The sequence below is a fragment of the Conexibacter arvalis genome, from assembly GCF_014199525.1.
Lineage (GTDB): Bacteria > Actinomycetota > Thermoleophilia > Solirubrobacterales > Solirubrobacteraceae > Conexibacter > Conexibacter arvalis.
In genome coordinates this window covers 279391-299336 of the sequence record NZ_JACHNU010000003.1, presented here as the reverse complement: position 1 = coordinate 299336, position 19946 = coordinate 279391, and the positions used below count along the sequence as shown (strand labels likewise).

The following is a 19946-nucleotide window of genomic DNA, read 5'->3' as shown; positions in this document are numbered from 1 at the left end:
GAAAAGGGCGGGCGCCGCGAGGCGCCCGCCCTTTTCTCGTTGCACGGGCCCCTGCCCGCCACTCGGTCGCGCTCCGGGCCGGCGGGGCCCGGAGCGCGTGAAGCTCAGCGGCTCAGTCGAGCACCATCCCGCCGTCGACCTGGATCGCCTGGCCGGTCATGTAGTCGGAGTCCTTGGAGGCGAGGAACGACGCGACGCCGGCGAGGTCCTGCGGCTTGGAGAGGCGGCCGAGCAGGATGCCCTCGCCGAACTCCTCCAGCGCCTGGCCGGGGCGCTCGGTCAGTCTGTGCTCGCGGAACTCGGAGTCGAGCTGCTCCCACAGCTCCGTCTGCACGACGCCCGGGCCGAAGGCGTTGACGGTGATGCCGTGCTCGGCGAGGCCGCGCGCGGCCGCCTGCGTCAGCGCCACGACGCCGAACTTCGAGTAGCAGTAGGCGGCGAACAGCGGGAAGCCCTGCTTGCCGGCCATCGAGTGGGTGTTGACGATCTTGCCGCCGCCGCCCTGCGCGATGAACTGCTTGGCCGCCTCCTGAGTGCCGATCAGCACGCCGAGGCCGTTGACCCGCTGGATCTTCATGAACTCGTCCTCGGTCGCCTCGAGGAGCGGCTTCGTCTGCGAGATGCCGGCGTTGTTGAAGATCACGTCGAGGCGGCCGAAGCGCTCGACCGTCTTGGCGATCGCGTCCGCCACGGCGGCGCGGTCGGAGACATCGGCGCCGATGCCGAGGCCGCGGCCGTCGAGGCCGGCTGCGACCCGCTCGGCGGCCTCGCCGTTGAGGTCGACGACCGTGACGTCGGCGCCGTCGGCGGCGAGCCGCTGCGCGATCGCGGCGCCGATGCCGCGGCCCGCGCCGGTGATGAGGCAGGTCTTGCCGTCGAGTCGTCCGCTCATATGTCTCCTCCGGGGATCGTGTGCAGCAGACAGATACAACTGTTCAGTGTATGTTACCGGGCGTGATGCGCTACGGGACGATCCACAGCTTCGAATCCCTTCCGGGCGAGCCGAATGGGCACGTCGGCGTCTATCGCCACGGCCTCGACCAGATCGTCCGCTCTGAACAGCTCGGCTTCACATACGTCAACATCACCGAGCACCACGCGACCGACGACGGCTACTGCCCGGCGCTGATGCCGGTGCTCGCCGCCGTCGCGATGCGGACGACGACGCTGCGGCTGTCGACCGGGATGCTGATCCTGCCGCTGCACAACCCGGTGCGGATCGCCGAGGAGGCGGCCGTCGTCGACGTGCTGAGCGGCGGGCGGCTCACGCTCGGCGTCGCCGCCGGCTACCGCGAGCTCGAGTTCGAGGTGATGGAGTCCGACTACCGCAGACGCGGCAGGCGCTTCCGCGAGTCGCTCGAGGTGCTGCTGGCGGCCTGGAGCGGCGAGCCGTTCTCCTACGACGGCGAGACGATCTCCCTGCCCGAGATCGTCGTGCGGCCGACGCCGCTCCAGCGACCCCATCCGCCGCTGTGGCTCGGCGGCGGGTCGGACCCCGCGCTGCGGCGGGCAGTCGCCTACGGCGCGCCGCTCTTCCCCGGCGCGACGACGCCGCTGCCCGCGGTGCGGGAGCTGTGGGAGCGCTACCGCGGCTTCGCCGCCGACGCCGGCAGGGAGCCGGCCGGCTTCGTGCTGCCGCGGCTCGCCTACGTCGGCGAGAGCGTCGAGAGCGCCCGCGCCGTCGCGCTGCCCGCGATCGCGGCGATGTTCGACCGCTACGTGACGTACGGGAACCCGCCCGAGGTGCGCGAGGCGCTCGACGACTGGGCGCTGCTCGACGAGTACGTGCTCGTCGGCGACGCCGAGACGGTCGCAGCGCGCGTGGGGGAGCTGGAGGCGCTCGGCGTCACCGACCTGCTGCTGCAGTTCGCGATCCCGTCGCTGGACCCGGCGCAGGCGATGGCGAGCATGGAGCGCTTCGCCGCCGCGGTCGAGCTGACGCCCGCTTGAGCCCGGCCGCGCCGTCCGCCGCGGCCGGCCGCTCCGCGCTCGCGCTCGGGCTGCTGTCGCTGGGGCTCGGCGGCTTCGCGATCGGCGTCGGCGAGTTCGTGCCGATGGGGCTGCTGCCCGAGATCGCCGACAGCCTCGGCACCTCGATCACGCAGGCCGGCCACGTCGTCAGCGCCTACGCGCTCGGCGTCGTCGTCGGCGCGCCGGTGCTCGCGATCGCCGGCGCGCGGCTGCCGCGGCGCGGCCTGTTGATCTGGCTGATGGTCGCCTTCGCCGCCGGGAACCTGCTCAGCGCGGCGGCGCCGAGCTATCCGACGCTGGTCGCGTCGCGCTTCCTCGCCGGCGTCCCGCACGGCGCCTTCTTCGGCGTCGCCGCGCTGGTCGCCGCCGCGGCCGCCGGGCCGACGCGGCGGGCGTGGGCGGTCTCGCGCGTGATGCTGGGGCTGAGCGTCGCGACGGTCGTCGGCGTGCCGGCGGCGACCTGGCTGGGGCAGGCGACCGGCTGGCGCAGCGCCTTCCTGTTCGTCGCCGCGATCGCGCTCGCCGCCGTCGCCGCGATGGCGCGGGCGCTCGGCCCCGAGGCGGCGGTCCGCGGCGCCGACGTCCGCACCGAGCTCGGGGCACTGCGGCGGCCGCTCGTGTGGCTGACGCTCGCGGTCGGCGCGATCGGGCTCGGCGGCCTGTTCGCCGTCTACGGCTACATCAAGCCGACGCTGACCGAGCATGCCGGCATGTCCGCTGGCGCCGTGCCGCTGGTGCTGGCCGTCTGGGGGCTGGGGATGGTCGCGGCCAACCTCGTCAGCGGGCCGCTGTTCGACCGCGCGCTCGTGCGCTCGCTCTACCTCACGCTCGTCGTCTTCACCGCCACGCTCGTGCTGTTCACGGTCCTGTCGGCCCACCCGCTGACCGCGGCGGTCGGCGTCTTCCTGCTCGGGATCGGCTTCGCGCTCGGGCCGGGGCTGCAGACGCGGCTGATGGACGTCGCGGGCGACGCGCAGACGCTCGCGGCCGCGCTCCACCACGCCGCCTTCAACACCGCCAACGCGCTCGGCCCCTGGCTCGCCGGAATCGCGATCGCGCACGACGCCGGCTGGACCGCGCCGGCGTGGATCGGCGTCGGGCTGGCGCTGCTCGGGCTGGTGCTGCTGACCGCGTCGGTGGTCGTCGAGCGGCGGCAGCGCCCCCGCTGAGCGCGCGGCGCGGCGCGGCGCGCGCCATGCGCCCCCTGCGGCGCGGCCGTCCCGCCCGTCCGCGAGCCGGCGAGCCGGGTCCGCGCGACCGCGCGGGCCCGGGCCGGTCTACGCCCGCAGCGCGACCGGCGCGTCGACGAAGTGCGTGATCTTCTGCAGCTCGCCGACGCGGGCGGTGATCTCGTCGCGCGTCAGGCGCGAGACGCGCTCGGTGCCGAACTCCTCGACGTTGTAGGAGGCGATCGCCGTGCCGTACGCCATCGCGCGGCAGAGCGTCTGGTGGGAGAGGTCCTCGCCCTGGTGGGCGGCGAGGTAGCCGACGAAGCCGCCGGCGAACGAGTCGCCCGCGCCGGTCGGGTCGTTGACCGTCTCCAGCGGGTAGGCGGGGAGGCCGAAGAAGCCCTCGTCGGTCAGCAGCGCCGCGCCGTATTCGCCCTGCTTGGCGACGACGACCTTCGGGCCGAGCGCGCGGATCTCGCGCGCCGCCTGGACGAGGTTGGCCTTGCCGGTCAGCTGGCGGATCTCCGCGTCGTTGAGGAGCACGCAGTCGACCGTCTCGATCGTCTTGATCAGCGAGTCGCGCGCCGTCTCGATCCACAGGTTCATCGAGTCGAGCGCGACGAATCTCGCGTTCGACTGCTCGCGCACGCCGCGCTGGACGTCCGGCTGGATGTTGGCGAGGAACAGCACCTCGCTGTCCTTGCTCGCCTGCGACAGCTTCGGCTCGAAGGTCCCGAAGACGCCGAGGCGGGTGTCGTCGGTGTGCGCGGTGTTGAGGTCGTACTCGTAGTGCGCGCGCCAGAAGAAGGTCTCGCCGCCGGGCACGTGCTCGACGTCGTCGGTGTTCGTCCCGCGGGTCCGCAGGACCGCGTACTCGGCGTCGCCGAAGTCGTCGCCGACCGGTCCGACGACGCGCACGTCGGTGAAGAACGAGGAGGCGAGGGAGAAGTGGACGGCGGCGCCGCCGAGCATCTTCTCGCGCGAGCCGAAGGGCGTGGTGACGGCGTCGAACGCGATCGAGCCGACGACGGTGAGGGACATGAGAAGGTGCGGTCTTTCGGTCGGGATCAGGGCCGAGGCGGCCGCGCCGGGCGCGTGCCGCGGAGCGCTAAGCGTATCGGCGGCCATCCGATCGGGCCTCGACTAGCCTGCGACGCCATGCGCGCGATCCAGCAGCTGGAGTTCGGCGGACCGGAGGTGCTGCGCCTCGTCGAGCTGCCCAGACCGGTGCCGGGCGAGGGCGAGGTGCTGATCGAGGTCAGCCGCGCCGGTCTCAACTTCGCCGACACGCACACGCGCGCCAACCAGTACGTCGCGAAGGCGTCGCTGCCGCTCGTCCCGGGCGTCGAGGTCGCCGGCACGCGCGTCGACACCGGCGAGCGCGTGATCGCGCTCTGCGGCGAGGGCGGCTACGCCGAGTACGCGACCGCGCGCGCCGACCGCACCTTCCCGATCCCCGACGGGATCGACGACGGCACGGCGCTCGCGCTGCTGATCCAGGGCCTGACCGCGTGGCACCTGCACCGGACCGCCGGGCGCGTGCAGCCGCGGGAGACGGTCGTCGTCCACTCGGCGGCCGGCGGGACCGGCTCGCTCGCGACCCAGCTCGGGAAGCTGCTCGGCGCCGGCCGCGTGATCGCGACCGCCTCCAGCGAGGAGAAGCGGGCGCTGGCGCTGGAGCTGGGCGCCGACGTCGCGATCGACGGCGCGCCGGAGGGGCTGACCGAGCGGCTGCTGGAGGCCAACGGCGGCAGCGCGGTCGACGTCGTCTTCGACATGGCCGGGGGCGCCGTCTTCGACGCCTCCTTCGCCGCGCTCGCGCCGTTCGGCCGGATCGTCGCGTACGGGATCGCGACGCGCGAGCAGAACGAGCTGCGCACCGGCAGGCTGCTGAAGAGCTCGCGCACGGTCGCCGGCTTCTGGTTCAACCACTGCCTCGAGCGGCCCGAGATGGTCGCCGCGGCGCTCGACGACCTCTTCGCGCGCGCCGCCCGCGGCGAGCTGCGGGTCGTCGTCGGCGCCACCTACCCGCTCGCGGATGCGGCGCGGGCGCAGACCGACCTGGCGCAGCGGCGGACGACCGGCAAGCTGCTGCTCGACCCCCGCGCGTGAGACCCCTACGTGCCCTACCGCACAGCCTTGCGCGCGTGACACGTCTAATCTGAGAGCAACGTGACTACATTCGCCGAACTCGGCCTTTCCGCGCCGGTGCTCGAAGCCCTGCGCGACGTCGGCTACGAGAACCCCAGCCCCATCCAAGAGCAGTCGATCCCCGCCCTGCTGGAGGGGCGGGACATGATCGGGCAGGCGCAGACGGGCTCCGGCAAGACCGCGGCGTTCGGCCTCCCGCTGATCGAGTACGTCGACCCGGCCGACAGAGACGTCCAGGCGCTCGTGCTGACGCCGACGCGCGAGCTCTGCATCCAGGTGACGCAGGCGCTGCGCTCCTACGGCGCGCGCAAGGGCGTCGACGTCGTCGCCGTCTTCGGCGGCGCGCCGATCCGCTCCCAGCAGGCCCAGCTGCGCGCCGGCGGCCACGTCGTCGTCGGCACCGTCGGCCGCGTGAAGGACCTGATCTCGCGCCACTCGCTGATGCTGACCGGCTGCCGCTTCGTCGTGCTCGACGAGGCCGACGAGATGCTCGACCTCGGCTTCCTCGAGGACGTCGAGAAGATCATCGCGCTGACCCCCGGCAGCCGCCAGACGGCGCTCTTCAGCGCGACGATGCCGCCGGAGATCAGAAAGCTCTCGCAGCGCTACCTCTACGACCCGGCGCACGTGAAGGTGAGAGCGAAGACGCTGACCGTCGACACGGTCGAGCAGTTCTCGCTCGAGGTCGCCCCGCGCGACAAGGCCGACGCGCTCGTGAGAGTGCTGCAGGCCGAGCGGCCCGACCAGGCGATCGTCTTCGTCCGCACGAAGATCCGCTGCGACCAGCTCTACCGCACGATGCGCGACCGCGGCATGAACGTGAAGGCGCTCCACGGCGACATGAGCCAGGGCGCGCGCGACGGCGTCATGCTCGGCTTCAAGGGCGGGCGCGTGCCGATCCTCGTCGCGACCGACGTCGCCGCCCGCGGCCTCGACATCTCGTCGGTGACCCACGTGATCAACTTCGACGTGCCGACCTCGCCCGACGTCTACGTCCACCGCATCGGCCGCACCGGCCGCATCGGCCGCTCGGGCCGCGCGATCACCTTCTTCGAGCCGAAGCAGAAGCGCGACATCGAGGCGATCGAGCGCCACACCTCCACGCCGATGGCGCCGTGGACCGAGGGCGCCAGAGTCGGCACCCTGAAGGTCGAGGTCAAGCCCAAGCGCCACGAGTCCAAGCCGCACGACGAGGCGGTCACGACCAACGGCGACCGCGCCGCGCGCGACGGCCGGCCCGGCGAGCGGACCCGCCTCGTGATCGCGGGCGGCCTCGACGACGGGATCGAGCCGAAGGACCTGATCCACGCGATCACCTCAGCCGCCGGCATCGACGGCGAGAAGGTCCGCAACGTGCGCGTGCTGAGCCGCTTCGCCTTCCTCGACGTGCCGGCCGCCGACGCCGCCCGCGTCGTCGACCGCGTCGACGGCACCGACGTCGACGGCCACCGCCTCCGCCTCGAGCCGGTCCGCGAGTAGCGGGCCGGCCGTGGCCAGCCGCGCGCCGCGGCGGCCCGCTGAGCAACCGACGGGCGTGCGCCATCCGGGCGCGCGCCTACCTGCTTCCTCCGCTCGCCGCTCCCGCTAGGCGGCGAGCATCTCGACGGTCGTCGTCGGCGGCGGCACCGGATCGCCGTCCGCCTCCAGCCCCTCGATGTGGAAGGGGATGCCGACCTCCATCTGGGCGACGATCTCCTCGACGGTTCTGGCGAGGCCGTAGCAGCCGGGGAGATCGGGGACGTGGGCGCCGCAGTTTCGCTCCCCCTCCTCGATCAGGACGGCATAGCCGAGGACCTCGACGTAGTGCTCTCGGATCTGCTCCATTCAAACCTCCCAGCCGGCCTGCCGGCGGATGCTCTTCAACATCTTCGGAGGGACGTCGTCGCCGGGGCGGCCTGGCACCGTCACCTTGCCCGGCTTCGTCGGATGCTTCAACTGCCGATGGCTGCCCCGGATCGTCACGACCACCCACCCGTCCCGTCTCAGCTGCTTGAGGATCTCACGGTACTTCATCCGCCCAGCGTTCGCGAGCGCGACGCTGAATTGGACGGATGCGTGTGGGAATTTACAGTGAATTTGTGGTGTCGTCACGAACGGCGCGCTCGGCTGCGCAGACGCGCGCCCGGCGGCCCGATCGCTTAGCCTCGGCGGCATGCCGAGACGGAGCGCCGGGATCGTCCTCCACCGCCGCGGCGCCGACGGCGCGGCAGAGGTGCTGCTCGTCCATCCGGGCGGGCCGTTCTGGGCGCGGAAGGACGCCGGCGCGTGGTCGATCCCGAAGGGCGAGCACGGCGACGACGAGGAGCCGCTGGCGGCGGCGCGGCGCGAGTTCGCGGAGGAGCTGGGAGTGGAGCTGCCCGACGACGGCGGCGCCGACGCGGTGCGGCCGCTCGGCGAGGTGAGGCAGAAGGGCGGCAAGCGCGTCACCGCGTGGGCGGTCGCGGGCGACCTCGACCCCGCCGCGATCGTCTCCAACACCTTCGAGTTGGAGTGGCCGCCGCGCTCGGGCCGACGCCAGGCCTTCCCGGAGGTCGACCGCGCCGGCTGGTTCGAGCTCGCGCAGGCGCGCGAGAAGCTGCTGCCGGCCCAGCTGCCGTTCCTCGACCGGCTCGAAGCGCTGCTGGGCGGCTGACGGCCGGCCGGCGGCGCGGGTCGCTAGGGTCGGGTCCAGGACCCACCACCCGTCCGCCCCCATCCCCCGGAGGAGCCCCATGTCCAAGGCCACGCTGCACACCACGCACGGCGCGATCGAGATCGAGTTCTTCGACGACGACGCCCCCAAGACGGTCGAGAACTTCCGCAGACTCGCCGCCGACGGCTTCTACGACGGGCTCACCTTCCACCGCGTCATCAAGGACTTCATGATCCAGGGCGGCTGCCCGCTCGGCACCGGCACCGGCGGCCCCGGCTACACCTTCGAGGACGAGATCAACGACCACAAGGTCGTCCGCGGGGCGCTCGCGATGGCGAACGCCGGCCCGAACACGAACGGCTCGCAGTTCTTCCTCGTGACGACCGACGCGGCGCCGTGGCTCGACGGCAGACACACCGTCTTCGGCAAGGTCGTCGACGGCATGGAGGCGGTCGACGCGATCGAGGGCAGCGAGACCGACGCGCGCGATCGCCCGGTCGAGCCGGCCGGCATCGACAGAGTCGAGCTCAGCTAGCAGCAGCGGGAACGTCCGCCGGCGCGTCGAAACTGACGCCGATGCAGCAGAGGACGCGCCGCACCCCGCTCGTCGCCGCCTGCGCGCTCGCCGTCGCGGCGGCGGTCGCGGTGAGGGGTGCGGGCGCGCCCGGCGCGCCCGCGGCCGCAGCGACGAGCGGGTCGGTGACCGCGGCGCCGGCGCCCGCCGCGCGCCCGCTCCCGCCCGCCCCGCGCCCGCTCGCGCCCGCCGCGCGCCCCGCCACCGCGCACTTCACCGCCGCTGCCACCGCCCGGCGCGGCAAGCCGCGCCCGAAGCGCTCGACCGCCGTCGGCGTCGGCGCGCGCGAGTTCCGCCTGTCGGTCTACCGGCCGCGCGTGCGGGTCGGCGAGGTCCGCTTCAACCTGACCAACTACGGCGAGGACGCCCACGACCTCGTCGTCCGCGACCGGCGCGGCCGGATCCGCGGCCGCACGCCCGAGGTGAGACCGGGCGGCCGCGCGGTCCTGTCGATCCGGCTCGGCCGCGGCGGCTATCGGCTCAGCTGCGACGTCGCCGACCACGCGCGCCGCGGCATGCGCGCGACGCTGAAGGTCGTGCGCTGATGGCGAGACGGCGCCGCGCGCCGCGCAGGAGAGCCGCGAGACGCAAGGCCGCGAGCCGGCCGTCGCGCAACCGCGGCGGCTGGACGGAGGCCCACGTCCACCGCCTCTTCTGGCGCGCCGGCTTCGGCGCCACGGCCGCGGAGGCGCGCAGATGGGCCCGGCGCGGGCGCGCCGCGACGCTCGACTGGATCGTCGACGGCCCGCCCGGCGGCACGCGCCTGACCGGCCCGGCGCCGCGCGTCGACGGACGGCCGCTCGACCCCGTCAACGAGTGGGGCCACGACGTGCTGTGGTGGCTGGACCGGATGGTCCGCGGCAACCGGCCGCTGGTCGAGAAGATGACGCTCTTCTGGCACGACCACTTCGCGACGGCCGAGCAGGACACGCCGCTGATGCTGGCCCAGAACCGCCTCTTCCGCCGCCACGCGCTCGGCGCCTTCCGGCCGCTGCTGCGCGACGTCACGCGCGACCCGGCGATGCAGCTGTGGCTGTCGCTGGCCGACTCGACGAAGGAGCACCCGAACGAGAACTACGCGCGCGAGCTGATGGAGCTGTTCACGCTCGGCAGGGGCTACACCGAGCGCGACGTGCGCGAGGCGTCGCGCGCGCTCACGGGCTTCCGCTCGAAGTGGGGCCGCAACGGCCTGGAGTGGATCAGATACGACTCCGAGCGGCACGACGGCGGCGTCAAGCAGATCCTCGGCAGACAGGGACGGTTCGGCGTCGACGACGTGCTCGACCTCGTCTGCGACCACCCCCGCCACGCGCCGTTCCTGGTCGAGAAGCTGTGGCGCTTCTTCGTCGCGACGCCGCCGAGCGCCGCGACCGTGCGCGGCCTCGCGCGCACCTACCGCCGCTCGGGCCTGCGGATCAAGCCGGTCGTGCGGCAGATCCTCGAGCACCCGGCGCTCTACCGCGACCTCGGCGACGGCGACCTCGTCAAGTGGCCGGTCGTCTACGTCGCCGGCGCGCTGCGCACCACCGGCACCCCGATCACCCACGACTACCCGGTGTGGCTGCTGCCGTCGATGGGTCAGCAGCTGTTCCGCCCGCCCTCGGTCGCCGGCTGGGATTGGGGCGCGGAGTGGATGTCGTCGAACGCGATGCGCCAGCGGTTCGCGTTCGCCAACTACCTCGTCGCGTACGGCTCGCCGAGGGTCCGCAAGGGCGCCTACAAGGCGACCCTGCCGCCGCAGCGGGCGGTCGAGCTGGCGATCGCCGCCGTCGGCTCGCCGCCGGTCTCGGCGCAGACGCGCCGCGCGCTGACGAGATTGGCGCGCCGCTGGTTCGACGACATCCCGCGCTCGTGGCGCGCGGAGGCCGACTGGCGCGCCGAGTCGCTGCAGCAGACGCTGCGCCACCTGCTGATCGCCCGCCCGGAGGCGCAGCTCTGCTGATGGCCCGCTCCGTCCACAGGGGCTGCGACGACTTCCGCCAGACGAGCGCGGCGACGCGCGAGCGGTGGCTGCGCGAGGGCGGCGCCCGCCTCACCCGCCGCCAGCTCGTCGGCGCCGGCCTCGGCGGCGCGCTGGCGATCTGGACCCAGCGCGCGATGGGGCCGGCGGCGGTGCTCGAGGCGGCCGCGGCGCAGGCGGCCGGCGCGCCCGGCGCGCCGGTGCTCGTGACGGTCTTCCTGCCCGGCGGCGCCGACCTGCTCGACACGCTGATCCCGGTCGGCGACTACGGCCGCTACGCCGACCTGCGTCCCGGCACGAAGATCGCCGACCCGCCGCTGCTGGGCGCGACCGGCCTCGCGATCCACCCGGCGTTGACGGAGGGCGTCGGCGGCGGCGTGAAGGGCCTGTTCGACGCCGGCAAGGTCGGCTTCCTGCCGGGGATCGACTACGCCAACCCCGACCTCTCGCACTTCCACTCCCGCCACTTCTGGGAGACCGGCCTGATCACCGATCGCGCCGCCCCCGGCTGGCTCGGCCGCTGGCTCGACCGCCACGGCTCGCGCGACAACCCGCTGCAGGGGCTGACGCTCGGCTCGACGCTGTCGCCGGTGCTGGCGACGGCGAGCGCGCCGGTCGCGGCGCTGGAGTCGCCGCGCGAGGTCGCGCTCGACATCTGGGGGCTGGAGGACAAGGTGCGCGGCCGGATGCTGGCGGCGTGGGAGGAGCTCTCCCGCGGCCGCGACCGCCGCGCCGGCCCGGCCGCGGTGCGCGACGCGGCGCGCCTGGCCAAGCGCGTCGGCGATCGGCTCGCGCCGTACGCCGAGCACGACGGCGTCGACCCGCTCGCGCCGCCGGTGCCCTACCCGGAGGACGACCGCTTCGGCGAGCGGCTGTCGCGGCTGGCGGCGCTGATCGCGCAGCCGCTCGGCGTGCGCGTCGCGGCGGTCCAGGCCGACGGCGAGTACGACACCCACGACAACCAGCCCGACGACCTCGCGAGCGCGTTCGGATCGCTGTCGCGCTCGCTCGCCGCCTTCCAGGCCGACCTGGAGGCGCGCGGCGTCGCCGACCGCGTGCTGACGCTCGTCTGGTCGGAGTTCGGCCGCCGGCCGAAGGGCAACGAGTCGGCCGGCACCGACCACGGCGCCGGCGGCATCGCGTGGGTCCAGGGGACGCGCGCAGCGCCCGGCATCCTGACCGACTACCCGAGCCTCACGCAGCTCGACCGCGACGACAACCTGCGCGTGACGGTCGACTTCCGCACGGTCTACGCGTCGCTGCTCGAGAGCTGGCTGAAGACCGGCGCCGACGAGGTGATCCCCCGCGCCGGCGCCTTCGGCCGCCTGACGCTCGCGCGCTGAGCACTGGCCAGCTGGCCAGTCGACGGCCTTCGCTCCGGTAGGGTGGAGCGCAGAGGACGAGCGACCGCACCGAGAAGGAGTGGGACATGGCGAGTGTCGAGCAGGCGCCGGCGGCCGAGCAGAACGGCACCGGCATCCCGGTCGAGAACCCGGCGACGGGACAGACGATCACGACGGTTCCGACGCTGTCGGCCGACGAGGTGAAGGCGCTCGTCGCCAGAGCGCGCGCGGCGCAGCCGGCGTGGGACGCGATCGGCTTCGAGGAGCGCGGCCGCGTGCTGCGGCGGGCGCAGAAGTGGGTCACCGACAACGCCGACCGGATCATCGAGACGATCGTCTCGGAGACCGGCAAGACCTACGAGGACGCCCAGCTCGCCGAGATCATGTACGCCGCCGCCGCCTTCGGCTTCTGGGCCAAGGAGGCGCCGAAGTTCCTCGCGGACGAGCCGATGAAGTCGGCCAATCCGCTCGTCAAGGGCAAGCGGCTGGTCGTCCGCTACGCGCCGGTCGGCGTCGTCGGCGTGATCGGCCCGTGGAACTTCCCGCTCACGAACTCCTTCGGCGACTGCATCCCGGCGCTCGCGGCCGGCAACGCGGTGATCCTCAAGCCGAGCGAGGTGACGCCGCTGACCTCGCTGCTGATGGCCGAGGGCCTGCGCGCCTGCGGCCTGCCCGACGGCGTCTTCCAGGTCGCCACCGGCGACGGCGCGACCGGCGCCGCGCTGATCGACGAGGTCGACTTCATCATGTTCACCGGCTCGACCAAGACCGGCAGGAAGGTGATGGAGCGGGCGGCGCGGACGCTGACGCCGGTCGGCCTCGAGCTCGGCGGCAAGGACCCGATGATCGTGCTCGCCGACGCCGACCTCGAGCGCGCCGCCAACGCCGCCGCCTACTACTCGATGAACAACGGCGGCCAGGTCTGCATCTCGATCGAGCGGGTCTACGTCGAGGCGCCGGTCTACGACCAGTTCGTCGCGAAGGTGACCGACAAGGTGAGGGCGCTGCGCCAGGGCCGCTCGTCCGGTCCCGGCTCCGTCGACGTCGGCGCCGTCACCTTCCCGCCGCAGCTCGACATCATCGACGCGCACGTCAGAGACGCCGTCGACAAGGGTGCGCGCGTGCTGACCGGCGGCAGAGCGGCCGCCGGACCGGGGATGTTCTACGAGCCGACCGTGCTCGTCGACGTCGACCACACGATGTCGTGCATGACCGAGGAGACCTTCGGCCCGACGCTGCCGATCATGAAGGTCGGCGACGCCGAGGAGGCGCTGCGGCTCGCCAACGACTCGCCGTACGGCCTGCAGGCCTCGGTGTGGACGAAGGACACCCGCCGCGGCGAGGCGCTCGCCCGGCGCGTCGAGGCCGGCGCCGTCTGCGTCAACGACGCGCAGGTCAACTACACGGCGCTGGAGCTGCCGATGGGCGGCTGGAAGACCTCCGGCCTCGGCACCCGCCACGGCGCCGCCGGCATCCGCAAGTACACCAAGCAGCAGACGCTGCTGGTCACCCGGCTGGCGGGCAAGAGAGACCCGCACATGTTCCCGTACAGCAGGCGGGTGACGGGGCTGATCGGGAAGCTGACGAAGCTGCTGTACGGGCGCGGCAAGCGCGACTGAGCACGCGGGGCGGGGCGCGCCCGCGACGGGCGCGCCCGGAGCCGGCTCAGCGCAGCCGCTTCAGCTGCACGTAGCCGCTCCATCTGACCGACTCCGCGCTCCCGGAGTGGTTCCACTTCGCGGCGATCTTCACCGGCAGTCTCGTCTGGCGGCCGCGCCGCACCTTCAGCAGGCTCGACAGCTTGTAGGTGCGCAGCAGGGCTCTCGGCTGCGTCTGCGGGATCGACCATTCCAGCGCGTCCGCCGGGCATCTGATCCCCGGCGCGACGAGCTGCCAGTTGACGTGCATCTGCTGCCCTCTGAACGCGACGACGATCGGCAGGCTCTCCGGCGCCCACGCCCCCTCGGCCTCCATCGAGCAGTCGTCGACGCCGGTCAGCGTCGTGATCTTCGCGTCGCTGAGCCCGTTGTACTCGAGGCCTCTGATCACGACCGTGGTCGGCAGCCTGCGCTTCGCAGGCGGCGGGATCACGAGCGCGGCGTCATTGTCGACCGAGGTCTCGTAGCGGGCGATCCCCCTGTAGTCGTAGACGGTCTCACCCTCGTCGTAGCGCGAGGTGCGCTCGCCTCTGATGTCGACTCTGAGCACCTCGAAGCGGGCGGTGGCGGCCGGCTTGGGCTTGGCGGGCTTCTTCTTGGCGGCGGGTGCCGCGGCGGGGATCAGCAGCGGCAGCGCGGCGAGCGCGGCCGCGGCCGCGAGGCGGTGGCGTCGGAACATGCGGAGGACGATCGGGCAGATGCCGCGAACGCGCGACCGCAGTTGGTGGGATGCGGCTCCGACCTTCGACGGAGGCGCGCTCCGCCGCGCGGAGCCGTGCCGGCGTGGGCGGGGGACGCGGTCAGCGGCGGACGCAGGCGGGGATCTCGAGCGTCCGCCAGGCGGCGTTGGCCTCGTTGAGGACCGGCGCGAGCTGCGCCTGGAGCGCCGCGAAGGCGTCGATCACGTCCTCGCCGCCGGCGATCGCTCTCGTCGTGTCGTCGATCAGCCTCACCTCTTGACGGGTCAGCGCGACGGCGCGCTCGTAGCGGTCGCGCAGCTGCTCGGGCGCCTTCAGCGCGGCCAGTCTCGCGCTCGCCGGGCGCAGCTGCGCGAGCCCCTCTCTGAGGAAGCGCTCGCCGCCGCTGGGGGCGTTGGGCACGGCGACTCTGTCGGTCACCGCGTTGGCGCTCGCGCAGATCTCGCCCGCCTGGCTGCGCAGCTCGTCAGCGCTGAGGCTGCCGTCACCGCAGCCGCGCACCAGCAGGACGAGCACGATCAGCGCGACGACCGCGCCGATCGCGATCCGTGCGCCTGGGGAGAGGACCGGTCTTCTCTGCGGGGCGGGACGGCGGCGACGGTCCTCGGCGGCACGGCGGGTCGACATGGCCGGCTGATGCTAGTCGGTCGCCCGGCGCCGGGACCCGTGGCGCCGGGCGCCCCGCTGGCGCCGGCGAGCGGGCCGTCTCCGGCGGACGCGCCGAAGCGACCGGCGCCGCGGACGGCGCCGGTCGCGGGGGGACGCGGAAGGTCAGGCTGCGGTGAGGAGGTTGCGGCTGTCGACGATCGCGTCGAAGCCGCCGAGCTCGAGGTGGGCGGGGTCGCCGACGAGGCCGACGACGGCGGCGCCGGTGGTCAGCTCGGTCGCGGTCAGCAGCTTCGCGAGGCGGTGGCGGCGCCGGCGGGCGACGTTCGTCTCGCTCCACGACCAGGCCGGATCGCCGGCCTCGATCAGCACGGTCACATGATGCGGATGGTGTGCGGCGGCGGAGGCGACGAGCTCCTCGTCATGTCCCTCCGGCCCGGCGATCAGAAGGATCTCGGTCATCATGTCCGCCAGTCTTCTCGGCGGCCGTTAAGCCGCCATAACGGGTTCGGAACGGTTCGCTCAAGCATCGGTGACGACTTTCTTAACCACCGTCGAGGCCGTGAGTTGCGGCGTTCGGCACCGCTTTCCTGTTCGACGCGCAGAGCGCCGCCCCGCGGGCGATCAGCGGGGCGGCGCGAACGTCACTTGACGACGATCGACTCGGTCATCGCGACCGGGTGCAGCGCGCAGAAGATGCGGTAGGTGCCGCGCTTGGTGAAGCGCTGCGAGAAGCTGCCTCTGTCCTTGTTGTCCGAGCCGAAGCCGATCGGGCCGGAGGCGAGCGTGACGTTGTGGATCTCGCCTCTGTCGCGGAACCGCCACGTCAGTCTCGCGCCCTTCTTGAGCGCGATGTTCGGGCGCGAGAAGGCGAAGCGGCGGATGTCGACCGTCGCGCCGTTGCGCAGCGCGACCCGTCTGCCGGGCGGCGCCTTGATCGTCACCGCTCTGCCGGTGTCGGGATCGATCCCGGTCAGCGGGACGGTGAAGCGCGGCGGGGCGCTGCGGCCGGCCGGCCGCTTCGAGTACGTGATGTCGCCCGGGAGCGCGCCGCACGGGTCGGTGACGGCCTCGTCGGGCGCGACGTAGGCGAGCGCGATCCCCATCACGCGCGTGTGCGGCAGCGAGCCCTCGTAGTTGGAGGTCAGCGCCAGCGTCGAGCCGGCCGTGACCGGGATGCCGGTCGGCGTCTGCATCGCCGTGACGTCGATCGGGCCGGGCTCGTGGAGGATCGGCCGGACGTTGTAGAAGGGGTGTCTGCGCGAGCCCCACGTCGGCAGGAAGCGCGCCACCTCGCGGTTCTCGCAGGTCGGCTGCGTCACCGTCAGGCTCTGGCCGCCGCCGTGGACGTGGCCGAGGCCCGCGACCAGCCGGCCCGACTCGCGGACGGTGAACTCCGAGCTGCGTCTGTGGACGGTGCCCGGCCGGCCGTTGCCGGGGACGTTGTAGATCGGGTCGACGGCGCAGTTTGCGACGTCGAGCCAGTAGGGCGTCACCGCCTTCAGCGGCTGCTCGGTCTCGACCGTCATCTCGTACTGCACGTACGCCTCGTCGGGCTGCTGCCGGTGGTTCATCAGCATCCAGACCATGAACCACGTGTCTCTGCTGGAGACGCGGTAGCCGTAGCCGGGCGGCAGGTGCATCTCGGCCCGCTCCTCGCCGGCGGCGTAGAAGCGCTCGGCCAGCGCCGGCAGCGTGTCGCGCGAGTTCCACAGCGTGAACTGGCCGCAGGTGCGGTCCATGCGCGGATCGCCGGGGCCGCCCATGTTCAGGAAGACGACGTGGTGGAGCATGATGCGCGAGATCGGCAGCGGCTTGCCGGCTCTGTCGACGACGTTCACCTTCATGTCGGTGATGTAGCCGTCGACGCCGGCGTTGGGGACGCCGACGGTCGTGTTCTGCTTGACCTCGTAGCCGCCGATTCTGATCGGGCCGAAGGTCTTCTTGACCGTCTGGGTGGCGGCCGAGGCCGACGCGGCCGCCAGCAGCGTCAGCGCGAGCGCCAGCGCGAGGATGCGAACCGACCGTCTGCGTGCCACAGCTCCACCTCTCTCGGGGACCGTCTCTCGACAGGCGAGGATACGGGCGCGGCGACGCCCGTTGCAAACGCCTCCGTTCAGAGCGCGACGGCCCGTGCCGCCGCGGAGGGGCGGGGCGGTCCCCGCGACCGGCTAGCCTGAGCTGGCATGCCCGAGCTGCCCGAGGTCGAGATCACCGCCCGCCTGATCGGCGAGGCGGTCGCCGGCGCCCGCGTCGAGTCGACGCTCGCGCCCGGCGTCAACGCGCTGAAGACCTTCGACCCGCCGCTGCACGCGCTCGACGGCTCGACGTTGACCGGCGTCTCGCGGCGCGGGAAGCAGCTGGTCGTCGAGAGCGACGCCGGCCTCGTGCTGCTGATCCACTTGATGTCGGCCGGCCGCCTGCAGCTCTATGACAGACGGGCGGGCCTGCGCGACAGAACCTCGCGCGTGCTGGTCCGGCTCGACGACGGCCGCGAGCTGCGGCTGCGCGAGTTCGGCACCAAGCAGCGCGCGTGGGCGAAGCTGCTGCGCGCGGAGGAGCTCGACGCCGAGGAGTCGGTCGCGTCGCTCGGCCCGGAGGCGTGGCCCGACCCGCCGCCGTTCCTGCCGCTGCTGGCGCAGCCGCGGCCGCTGCACACGCTGCTGCGCGACCAGCGCACGATCGCCGGCATCGGCCGCTCGTGGGTCGACGAGATCCTGTGGGAGGCGAGGCTGTCGCCGTTCAAGCGCGGCAGAGACCTCTCGGAGGAGGAGGCGGAGCGCCTGCGCGCGGCGACCGTCGCGATCCTTGGCGGCGCGCTCGAGGTCTACGAGCGGAGACTGTCGCTGCCGCTGAGAGACAGACTGCCGCTGCCGCTGCGGGTCCACCGCCACGAGGGCAGCCCGTGCCCGCGCTGCGGCGAGGAGCTGAAGGCCGTCCACTACGAGGACTACGTGATCGCCTACTGCCCGCGCGAGCAGACCGGCGGGAGAGCGCTGAAGGACCGCCGCTTGTCGCGGCTGCTGAAGTAGCGGGCGCCCGGCCGCCGCGCCCGCGGCCGTCTCGTATCCTCCGCCCTCGACGATCCGCGAAGACCGAAAGGCACCCATGATCGAGACCGGCGAGAAGGCTCCGCAGTTCACGCTTCCCGACCAGGACGGCAACGACGTCAGCCTGTCCGACCTCGCGGGCAAGACGGTCGTCCTCTACTTCTATCCGAAGGCCGAGAGGAAGGGTTGAAAAAGAAGTAACCTGGCTTGCGCCGCCAGCGCTGGCCACACTCTTCCGTCTCGGCGTCGAGACAGCCGGCAACCGCTCCGACGCTGCGCGTACGCTCCATCGCATGGAGACCAACCGCTGCTGTGCTGCTTGCTGCGACGACGAGGCTGTCGTCGGGGAGGAACTCTGCGACGCGCACCTGACGCTCGTCACCGCGTTCGCTCGCTGGGTGGAGAACGGGGACGCGGTCATGTCTTTCGATCGGTGCCGGGCGATCTGGTGGGAGAACATCCACGGCGCCAGACTCGGCCGCACGATCCTCTGACGGCGTCTCGTACAGGTAGCCGACGCCCGGTCGGCTCGGGCCGGTCGGTCTGAGCCACCCGCAGGCCCGCAGCTCCTTCAGGCCGGCCTTGGCCGCTTCGAGGTCCAGGTTGCACCAGCCGGCCGCGAACAAGGCGGTGTACGGGATCGTCTCGTCGTCGTCTCGCAGCGCGGCCAGCAGCCGGAAGCCGGCGGCCAGCTCCATCGCCGTCACGGAAACGCCCTGCGGCAGTCTGCCCGCGATCGTCACCGGTTCGAAGCCGGCCTGATGCCACAGCCGCCTCAGCCACCGTGCGGCAGTCGGGCCACGCATCTCGTCGTCGGCGACATGCCTCCCCGTCGTGACGGTCGCGAACAGCCGAGCGAGCGACAGGTTCGCGCCACATCCCCGGCACCGATACCGGAACGCTCCGCTCGCAGACCGGAAGACCGTGGCGGACGGGTGTGCATCGTCGTGGCCAGGCAGCAGACACGCGAAGTCGCGCTGACGCTCACCAGCAGGATCAAGAGCATCGGGGCGACCCATCGATCGGAGTGCTGCTGCGACCGCCATCGCGCTTCTGGTCAGCGCTTCGTCGGACCCCGTCTCTCTAGACGTTCTACTAGGACCATTGGTCCTAGTAGTGAGGGGTGAGGTCGAAGCCCACTCGGGCAGCGGTGCAAGCTCGGCCCGGTCGAGACCGAGTGGCCACTCGTAGGTATGGCCGTCCACGACGCTCGGCGGGGCGACGACGTACGAGCCAGTGCCCCGGACCTCGCCCCACGCGGTCTTCGCGACCCCGGCGTGGCGGCCGGCGAAGTAGAGGTGGAATCCGCGCCGGGTGCGGACGGTCGGTGTGGGCGGGTGGTGGTGGTCGAAGCGGCTGGGGTCGTCAACGTCGACCACGACCATGCCGTCCGTGACGACGATCCCGACGTTCGTTCTCGGGTCGTGCTCGAACCACGCCGTGATCTCGGGGACGCTCGCGCGACGGTCGGTGAGACCACCCCATCCGGCGGTGCCGTCGTACACAGCGTTGAGCACCCGGAAGTTCGGCGTCTTGCTGCCGGCCGCCAACGGGATCAGCCAGAAGCCGCGCTGGTGAAGCTCCAGCGCGGTGTTGACACCCGTCATGGCTGTCGCTCCAGCCGCTCGGCCAGGATGCGGCGGGCGGCTCGGTCGAGCACTCGCTGAGCATCAGCGCGCGCTGTCGGGGTGAGAGCTGGTGCTGGTTCTGCTGGGCCGTCGTCGTCGCTGCTGGACGACGAAGAGCGGGTGACGCGACGTCGGGGAGCCGGCCGTCCGGCTCCTCGTGGTCGTGACGAAGTTCGGGCCGCTCTGGTTGCGCGCGCTCCACGTCTCGTGCCGCCGCGCATGACGGCTGCCTCCCACGATCGCGGATCGATGCTCGCCCGCTGCATGCACTGCCGTTGGAGCCGACGAAGCTCCGGATCGCCAGCGATGTCTGCGACCGCCTCGGCGATCAGCACGTCGTCGCCGGGGTGAGAGTTGCTGTGCTGCTCGGCGACAAGCGCCTGGTGCTGCATCGGTACTGCTCCTCAGTGTTCGTCCCAGACCGCTCGGTCCCCGTGAGGGCTGGGTTACCGGAGACCGTAGCCGGCATGCCGGACACATGAAGAAACCCGCCCCGACACTGAGGA

General features: G+C 72.7%; 20 protein-coding genes and 1 pseudogene. 12 read left to right on the top strand and 9 right to left on the bottom strand.

Features of this window, described 5'->3' with window-relative positions:
- Positions 1 to 112 precede the first annotated feature (112 nt).
- Positions 113 to 892, bottom strand: a complete 780-nt coding sequence (locus BDZ31_RS13855) for a glucose 1-dehydrogenase (protein ID WP_183342919.1) — start codon at positions 890 to 892, stop codon at positions 113 to 115.
- 65 nt (positions 893 to 957) lie between these two features.
- Here BDZ31_RS13855 and BDZ31_RS13850 point away from each other — a divergent pair, with 65 nt between their 5' ends.
- Positions 958 to 1950: an LLM class flavin-dependent oxidoreductase gene (locus tag BDZ31_RS13850; RefSeq protein WP_183342918.1), complete on the top strand. Its 993-nt coding sequence runs from the start codon at positions 958 to 960 to the stop codon at positions 1948 to 1950.
- Positions 1947 to 3140 carry an MFS transporter gene (locus BDZ31_RS13845; protein WP_221243054.1) on the top strand — a complete coding sequence of 398 codons (1194 nt, stop codon included), beginning with the start codon at positions 1947 to 1949 and terminating at the stop codon, positions 3138 to 3140. The genes BDZ31_RS13850 and BDZ31_RS13845 overlap by 4 nt, the downstream gene beginning before the upstream one ends.
- 108 nt (positions 3141 to 3248) lie before the next feature.
- On the opposite strand, the gene BDZ31_RS13840 is transcribed toward BDZ31_RS13845, so the two are convergent.
- A complete protein-coding gene (locus BDZ31_RS13840; protein ID WP_183342917.1) occupies positions 3249 to 4181 on the bottom strand; it encodes a PfkB family carbohydrate kinase in 933 nt (310 codons plus the stop codon).
- A 117-nt stretch (positions 4182 to 4298) separates the two neighbouring features.
- Between BDZ31_RS13840 and BDZ31_RS13835 the strand changes: the two genes are divergently transcribed.
- Complete coding sequence (locus BDZ31_RS13835; protein ID WP_183342916.1) at positions 4299 to 5252, top strand: quinone oxidoreductase family protein; 954 nt, start codon at positions 4299 to 4301, stop codon at positions 5250 to 5252.
- 60 nt (positions 5253 to 5312) lie between these two features.
- Entirely contained in the window at positions 5313 to 6770 is a 1458-nt protein-coding gene (locus tag BDZ31_RS13830; RefSeq protein WP_183342915.1) for a DEAD/DEAH box helicase, read from the top strand.
- A 105-nt stretch (positions 6771 to 6875) separates the two neighbouring features.
- Here BDZ31_RS13830 and BDZ31_RS13825 read toward each other — a convergent pair whose 3' ends face one another.
- Together BDZ31_RS13825 and BDZ31_RS13820 are read right to left on the bottom strand one after the other, a co-directional pair.
- On the bottom strand, positions 6876 to 7115 hold the full coding sequence (locus BDZ31_RS13825; RefSeq protein ID WP_183342914.1) for a type II toxin-antitoxin system HicB family antitoxin: 240 nt from the start codon (positions 7113 to 7115) through the stop codon (positions 6876 to 6878).
- Positions 7116 to 7304 carry a type II toxin-antitoxin system HicA family toxin gene (locus tag BDZ31_RS13820; protein WP_183342913.1) on the bottom strand — a complete coding sequence of 63 codons (189 nt, stop codon included), beginning with the start codon at positions 7302 to 7304 and terminating at the stop codon, positions 7116 to 7118.
- 139 nt (positions 7305 to 7443) lie between these two features.
- Here BDZ31_RS13820 and BDZ31_RS13815 point away from each other — a divergent pair, with 139 nt between their 5' ends.
- The 6 genes from BDZ31_RS13815 to BDZ31_RS13790 all read left to right on the top strand — a co-directional run bounded on the left by BDZ31_RS13815 (position 7444) and on the right by BDZ31_RS13790 (position 13419).
- Positions 7444 to 7923: an NUDIX hydrolase gene (locus tag BDZ31_RS13815; protein ID WP_183342912.1), complete on the top strand. Its 480-nt coding sequence runs from the start codon at positions 7444 to 7446 to the stop codon at positions 7921 to 7923.
- Positions 7924 to 8002: 79 nt separating this feature from the next.
- Positions 8003 to 8458 (top strand): peptidylprolyl isomerase, encoded by a 456-nt coding sequence (locus tag BDZ31_RS13810; protein WP_183342911.1) that lies wholly within the window; start codon positions 8003 to 8005, stop codon positions 8456 to 8458.
- A gap of 41 nt (positions 8459 to 8499) precedes the next feature.
- Positions 8500 to 9042 (top strand): hypothetical protein, encoded by a 543-nt coding sequence (locus BDZ31_RS13805; RefSeq protein WP_183342910.1) that lies wholly within the window; start codon positions 8500 to 8502, stop codon positions 9040 to 9042.
- Positions 9042 to 10439 carry a DUF1800 domain-containing protein gene (locus BDZ31_RS13800; RefSeq protein WP_183342909.1) on the top strand — a complete coding sequence of 466 codons (1398 nt, stop codon included), beginning with the start codon at positions 9042 to 9044 and terminating at the stop codon, positions 10437 to 10439. Before BDZ31_RS13805 ends, BDZ31_RS13800 begins: the two co-directional genes overlap by 1 nt.
- Entirely contained in the window at positions 10439 to 11800 is a 1362-nt protein-coding gene (locus BDZ31_RS13795) for a DUF1501 domain-containing protein (RefSeq protein WP_183342908.1), read from the top strand. The genes BDZ31_RS13800 and BDZ31_RS13795 overlap by 1 nt, the downstream gene beginning before the upstream one ends.
- Positions 11801 to 11886: 86 nt before the next feature.
- The gene (locus tag BDZ31_RS13790) at positions 11887 to 13419 is read left to right on the top strand and encodes a succinic semialdehyde dehydrogenase (RefSeq protein WP_183342907.1); all 1533 of its coding nucleotides are present in this window, start codon (positions 11887 to 11889) and stop codon (positions 13417 to 13419) included.
- 46 nt (positions 13420 to 13465) lie between these two features.
- Here the strand turns inward: BDZ31_RS13790 and BDZ31_RS13785 are convergent, their stop codons facing one another.
- From BDZ31_RS13785 to BDZ31_RS13770, 4 genes are all read right to left on the bottom strand, one after another.
- Positions 13466 to 14137: a peptidase associated/transthyretin-like domain-containing protein gene (locus tag BDZ31_RS13785; RefSeq protein WP_183342906.1), complete on the bottom strand. Its 672-nt coding sequence runs from the start codon at positions 14135 to 14137 to the stop codon at positions 13466 to 13468.
- A gap of 121 nt (positions 14138 to 14258) precedes the next feature.
- Complete coding sequence (locus BDZ31_RS13780) at positions 14259 to 14783, bottom strand: hypothetical protein (RefSeq protein WP_183342905.1); 525 nt, start codon at positions 14781 to 14783, stop codon at positions 14259 to 14261.
- A gap of 144 nt (positions 14784 to 14927) precedes the next feature.
- The gene (locus tag BDZ31_RS13775; protein ID WP_183342904.1) at positions 14928 to 15224 is read right to left on the bottom strand and encodes a hypothetical protein; all 297 of its coding nucleotides are present in this window, start codon (positions 15222 to 15224) and stop codon (positions 14928 to 14930) included.
- A 182-nt stretch (positions 15225 to 15406) separates the two neighbouring features.
- Complete coding sequence (locus tag BDZ31_RS13770) at positions 15407 to 16801, bottom strand: plastocyanin/azurin family copper-binding protein (RefSeq protein ID WP_183342903.1); 1395 nt, start codon at positions 16799 to 16801, stop codon at positions 15407 to 15409.
- A gap of 147 nt (positions 16802 to 16948) precedes the next feature.
- Here BDZ31_RS13770 and BDZ31_RS13765 point away from each other — a divergent pair, with 147 nt between their 5' ends.
- Together BDZ31_RS13765 and BDZ31_RS26235 are read left to right on the top strand one after the other, a co-directional pair.
- Complete coding sequence (locus BDZ31_RS13765; protein WP_183342902.1) at positions 16949 to 17794, top strand: DNA-formamidopyrimidine glycosylase family protein; 846 nt, start codon at positions 16949 to 16951, stop codon at positions 17792 to 17794.
- A gap of 76 nt (positions 17795 to 17870) precedes the next feature.
- Positions 17871 to 17939: pseudogene (locus BDZ31_RS26235) on the top strand (peroxiredoxin); the annotation flags it as partial.
- On the opposite strand, the gene BDZ31_RS13755 reads toward BDZ31_RS26235, so the two are convergent.
- Complete coding sequence (locus tag BDZ31_RS13755) at positions 17932 to 19419, bottom strand: bifunctional DNA primase/polymerase (protein ID WP_183342901.1); 1488 nt, start codon at positions 19417 to 19419, stop codon at positions 17932 to 17934. The pseudogene BDZ31_RS26235 and the gene BDZ31_RS13755 overlap by 8 nt on opposite strands.
- Between the last annotated feature and the right edge of the window lie 527 nt (positions 19420 to 19946).

What these genes read in the sequence shown, in the direction of transcription:
- BDZ31_RS13855 (WP_183342919.1), bottom strand. Translation starts at nt 892, where the DNA reads ATGAGCGGACGACTCGACGGCAAGACCTGCCTCATCACCGGCGCGGGC.
- BDZ31_RS13850 (WP_183342918.1), top strand. Translation starts at nt 958, where the DNA reads ATGCGCTACGGGACGATCCACAGCTTCGAATCCCTTCCGGGCGAGCCG.
- BDZ31_RS13840 (WP_183342917.1), bottom strand. Translation starts at nt 4,181, where the DNA reads ATGTCCCTCACCGTCGTCGGCTCGATCGCGTTCGACGCCGTCACCACG.
- BDZ31_RS13835 (WP_183342916.1), top strand. Translation starts at nt 4,299, where the DNA reads ATGCGCGCGATCCAGCAGCTGGAGTTCGGCGGACCGGAGGTGCTGCGC.
- BDZ31_RS13825 (WP_183342914.1), bottom strand. Translation starts at nt 7,115, where the DNA reads ATGGAGCAGATCCGAGAGCACTACGTCGAGGTCCTCGGCTATGCCGTC.
- BDZ31_RS13820 (WP_183342913.1), bottom strand. Translation starts at nt 7,304, where the DNA reads ATGAAGTACCGTGAGATCCTCAAGCAGCTGAGACGGGACGGGTGGGTG.
- BDZ31_RS13815 (WP_183342912.1), top strand. Translation starts at nt 7,444, where the DNA reads ATGCCGAGACGGAGCGCCGGGATCGTCCTCCACCGCCGCGGCGCCGAC.
- BDZ31_RS13810 (WP_183342911.1), top strand. Translation starts at nt 8,003, where the DNA reads ATGTCCAAGGCCACGCTGCACACCACGCACGGCGCGATCGAGATCGAG.
- BDZ31_RS13805 (WP_183342910.1), top strand. Translation starts at nt 8,500, where the DNA reads ATGCAGCAGAGGACGCGCCGCACCCCGCTCGTCGCCGCCTGCGCGCTC.
- BDZ31_RS13800 (WP_183342909.1), top strand. Translation starts at nt 9,042, where the DNA reads ATGGCGAGACGGCGCCGCGCGCCGCGCAGGAGAGCCGCGAGACGCAAG.
- BDZ31_RS13795 (WP_183342908.1), top strand. Translation starts at nt 10,439, where the DNA reads ATGGCCCGCTCCGTCCACAGGGGCTGCGACGACTTCCGCCAGACGAGC.
- BDZ31_RS13790 (WP_183342907.1), top strand. Translation starts at nt 11,887, where the DNA reads ATGGCGAGTGTCGAGCAGGCGCCGGCGGCCGAGCAGAACGGCACCGGC.
- BDZ31_RS13785 (WP_183342906.1), bottom strand. Translation starts at nt 14,137, where the DNA reads ATGTTCCGACGCCACCGCCTCGCGGCCGCGGCCGCGCTCGCCGCGCTG.
- BDZ31_RS13780 (WP_183342905.1), bottom strand. Translation starts at nt 14,783, where the DNA reads ATGTCGACCCGCCGTGCCGCCGAGGACCGTCGCCGCCGTCCCGCCCCG.
- BDZ31_RS13775 (WP_183342904.1), bottom strand. Translation starts at nt 15,224, where the DNA reads ATGACCGAGATCCTTCTGATCGCCGGGCCGGAGGGACATGACGAGGAG.
- BDZ31_RS13765 (WP_183342902.1), top strand. Translation starts at nt 16,949, where the DNA reads ATGCCCGAGCTGCCCGAGGTCGAGATCACCGCCCGCCTGATCGGCGAG.
- BDZ31_RS13755 (WP_183342901.1), bottom strand. Translation starts at nt 19,419, where the DNA reads ATGACGGGTGTCAACACCGCGCTGGAGCTTCACCAGCGCGGCTTCTGG.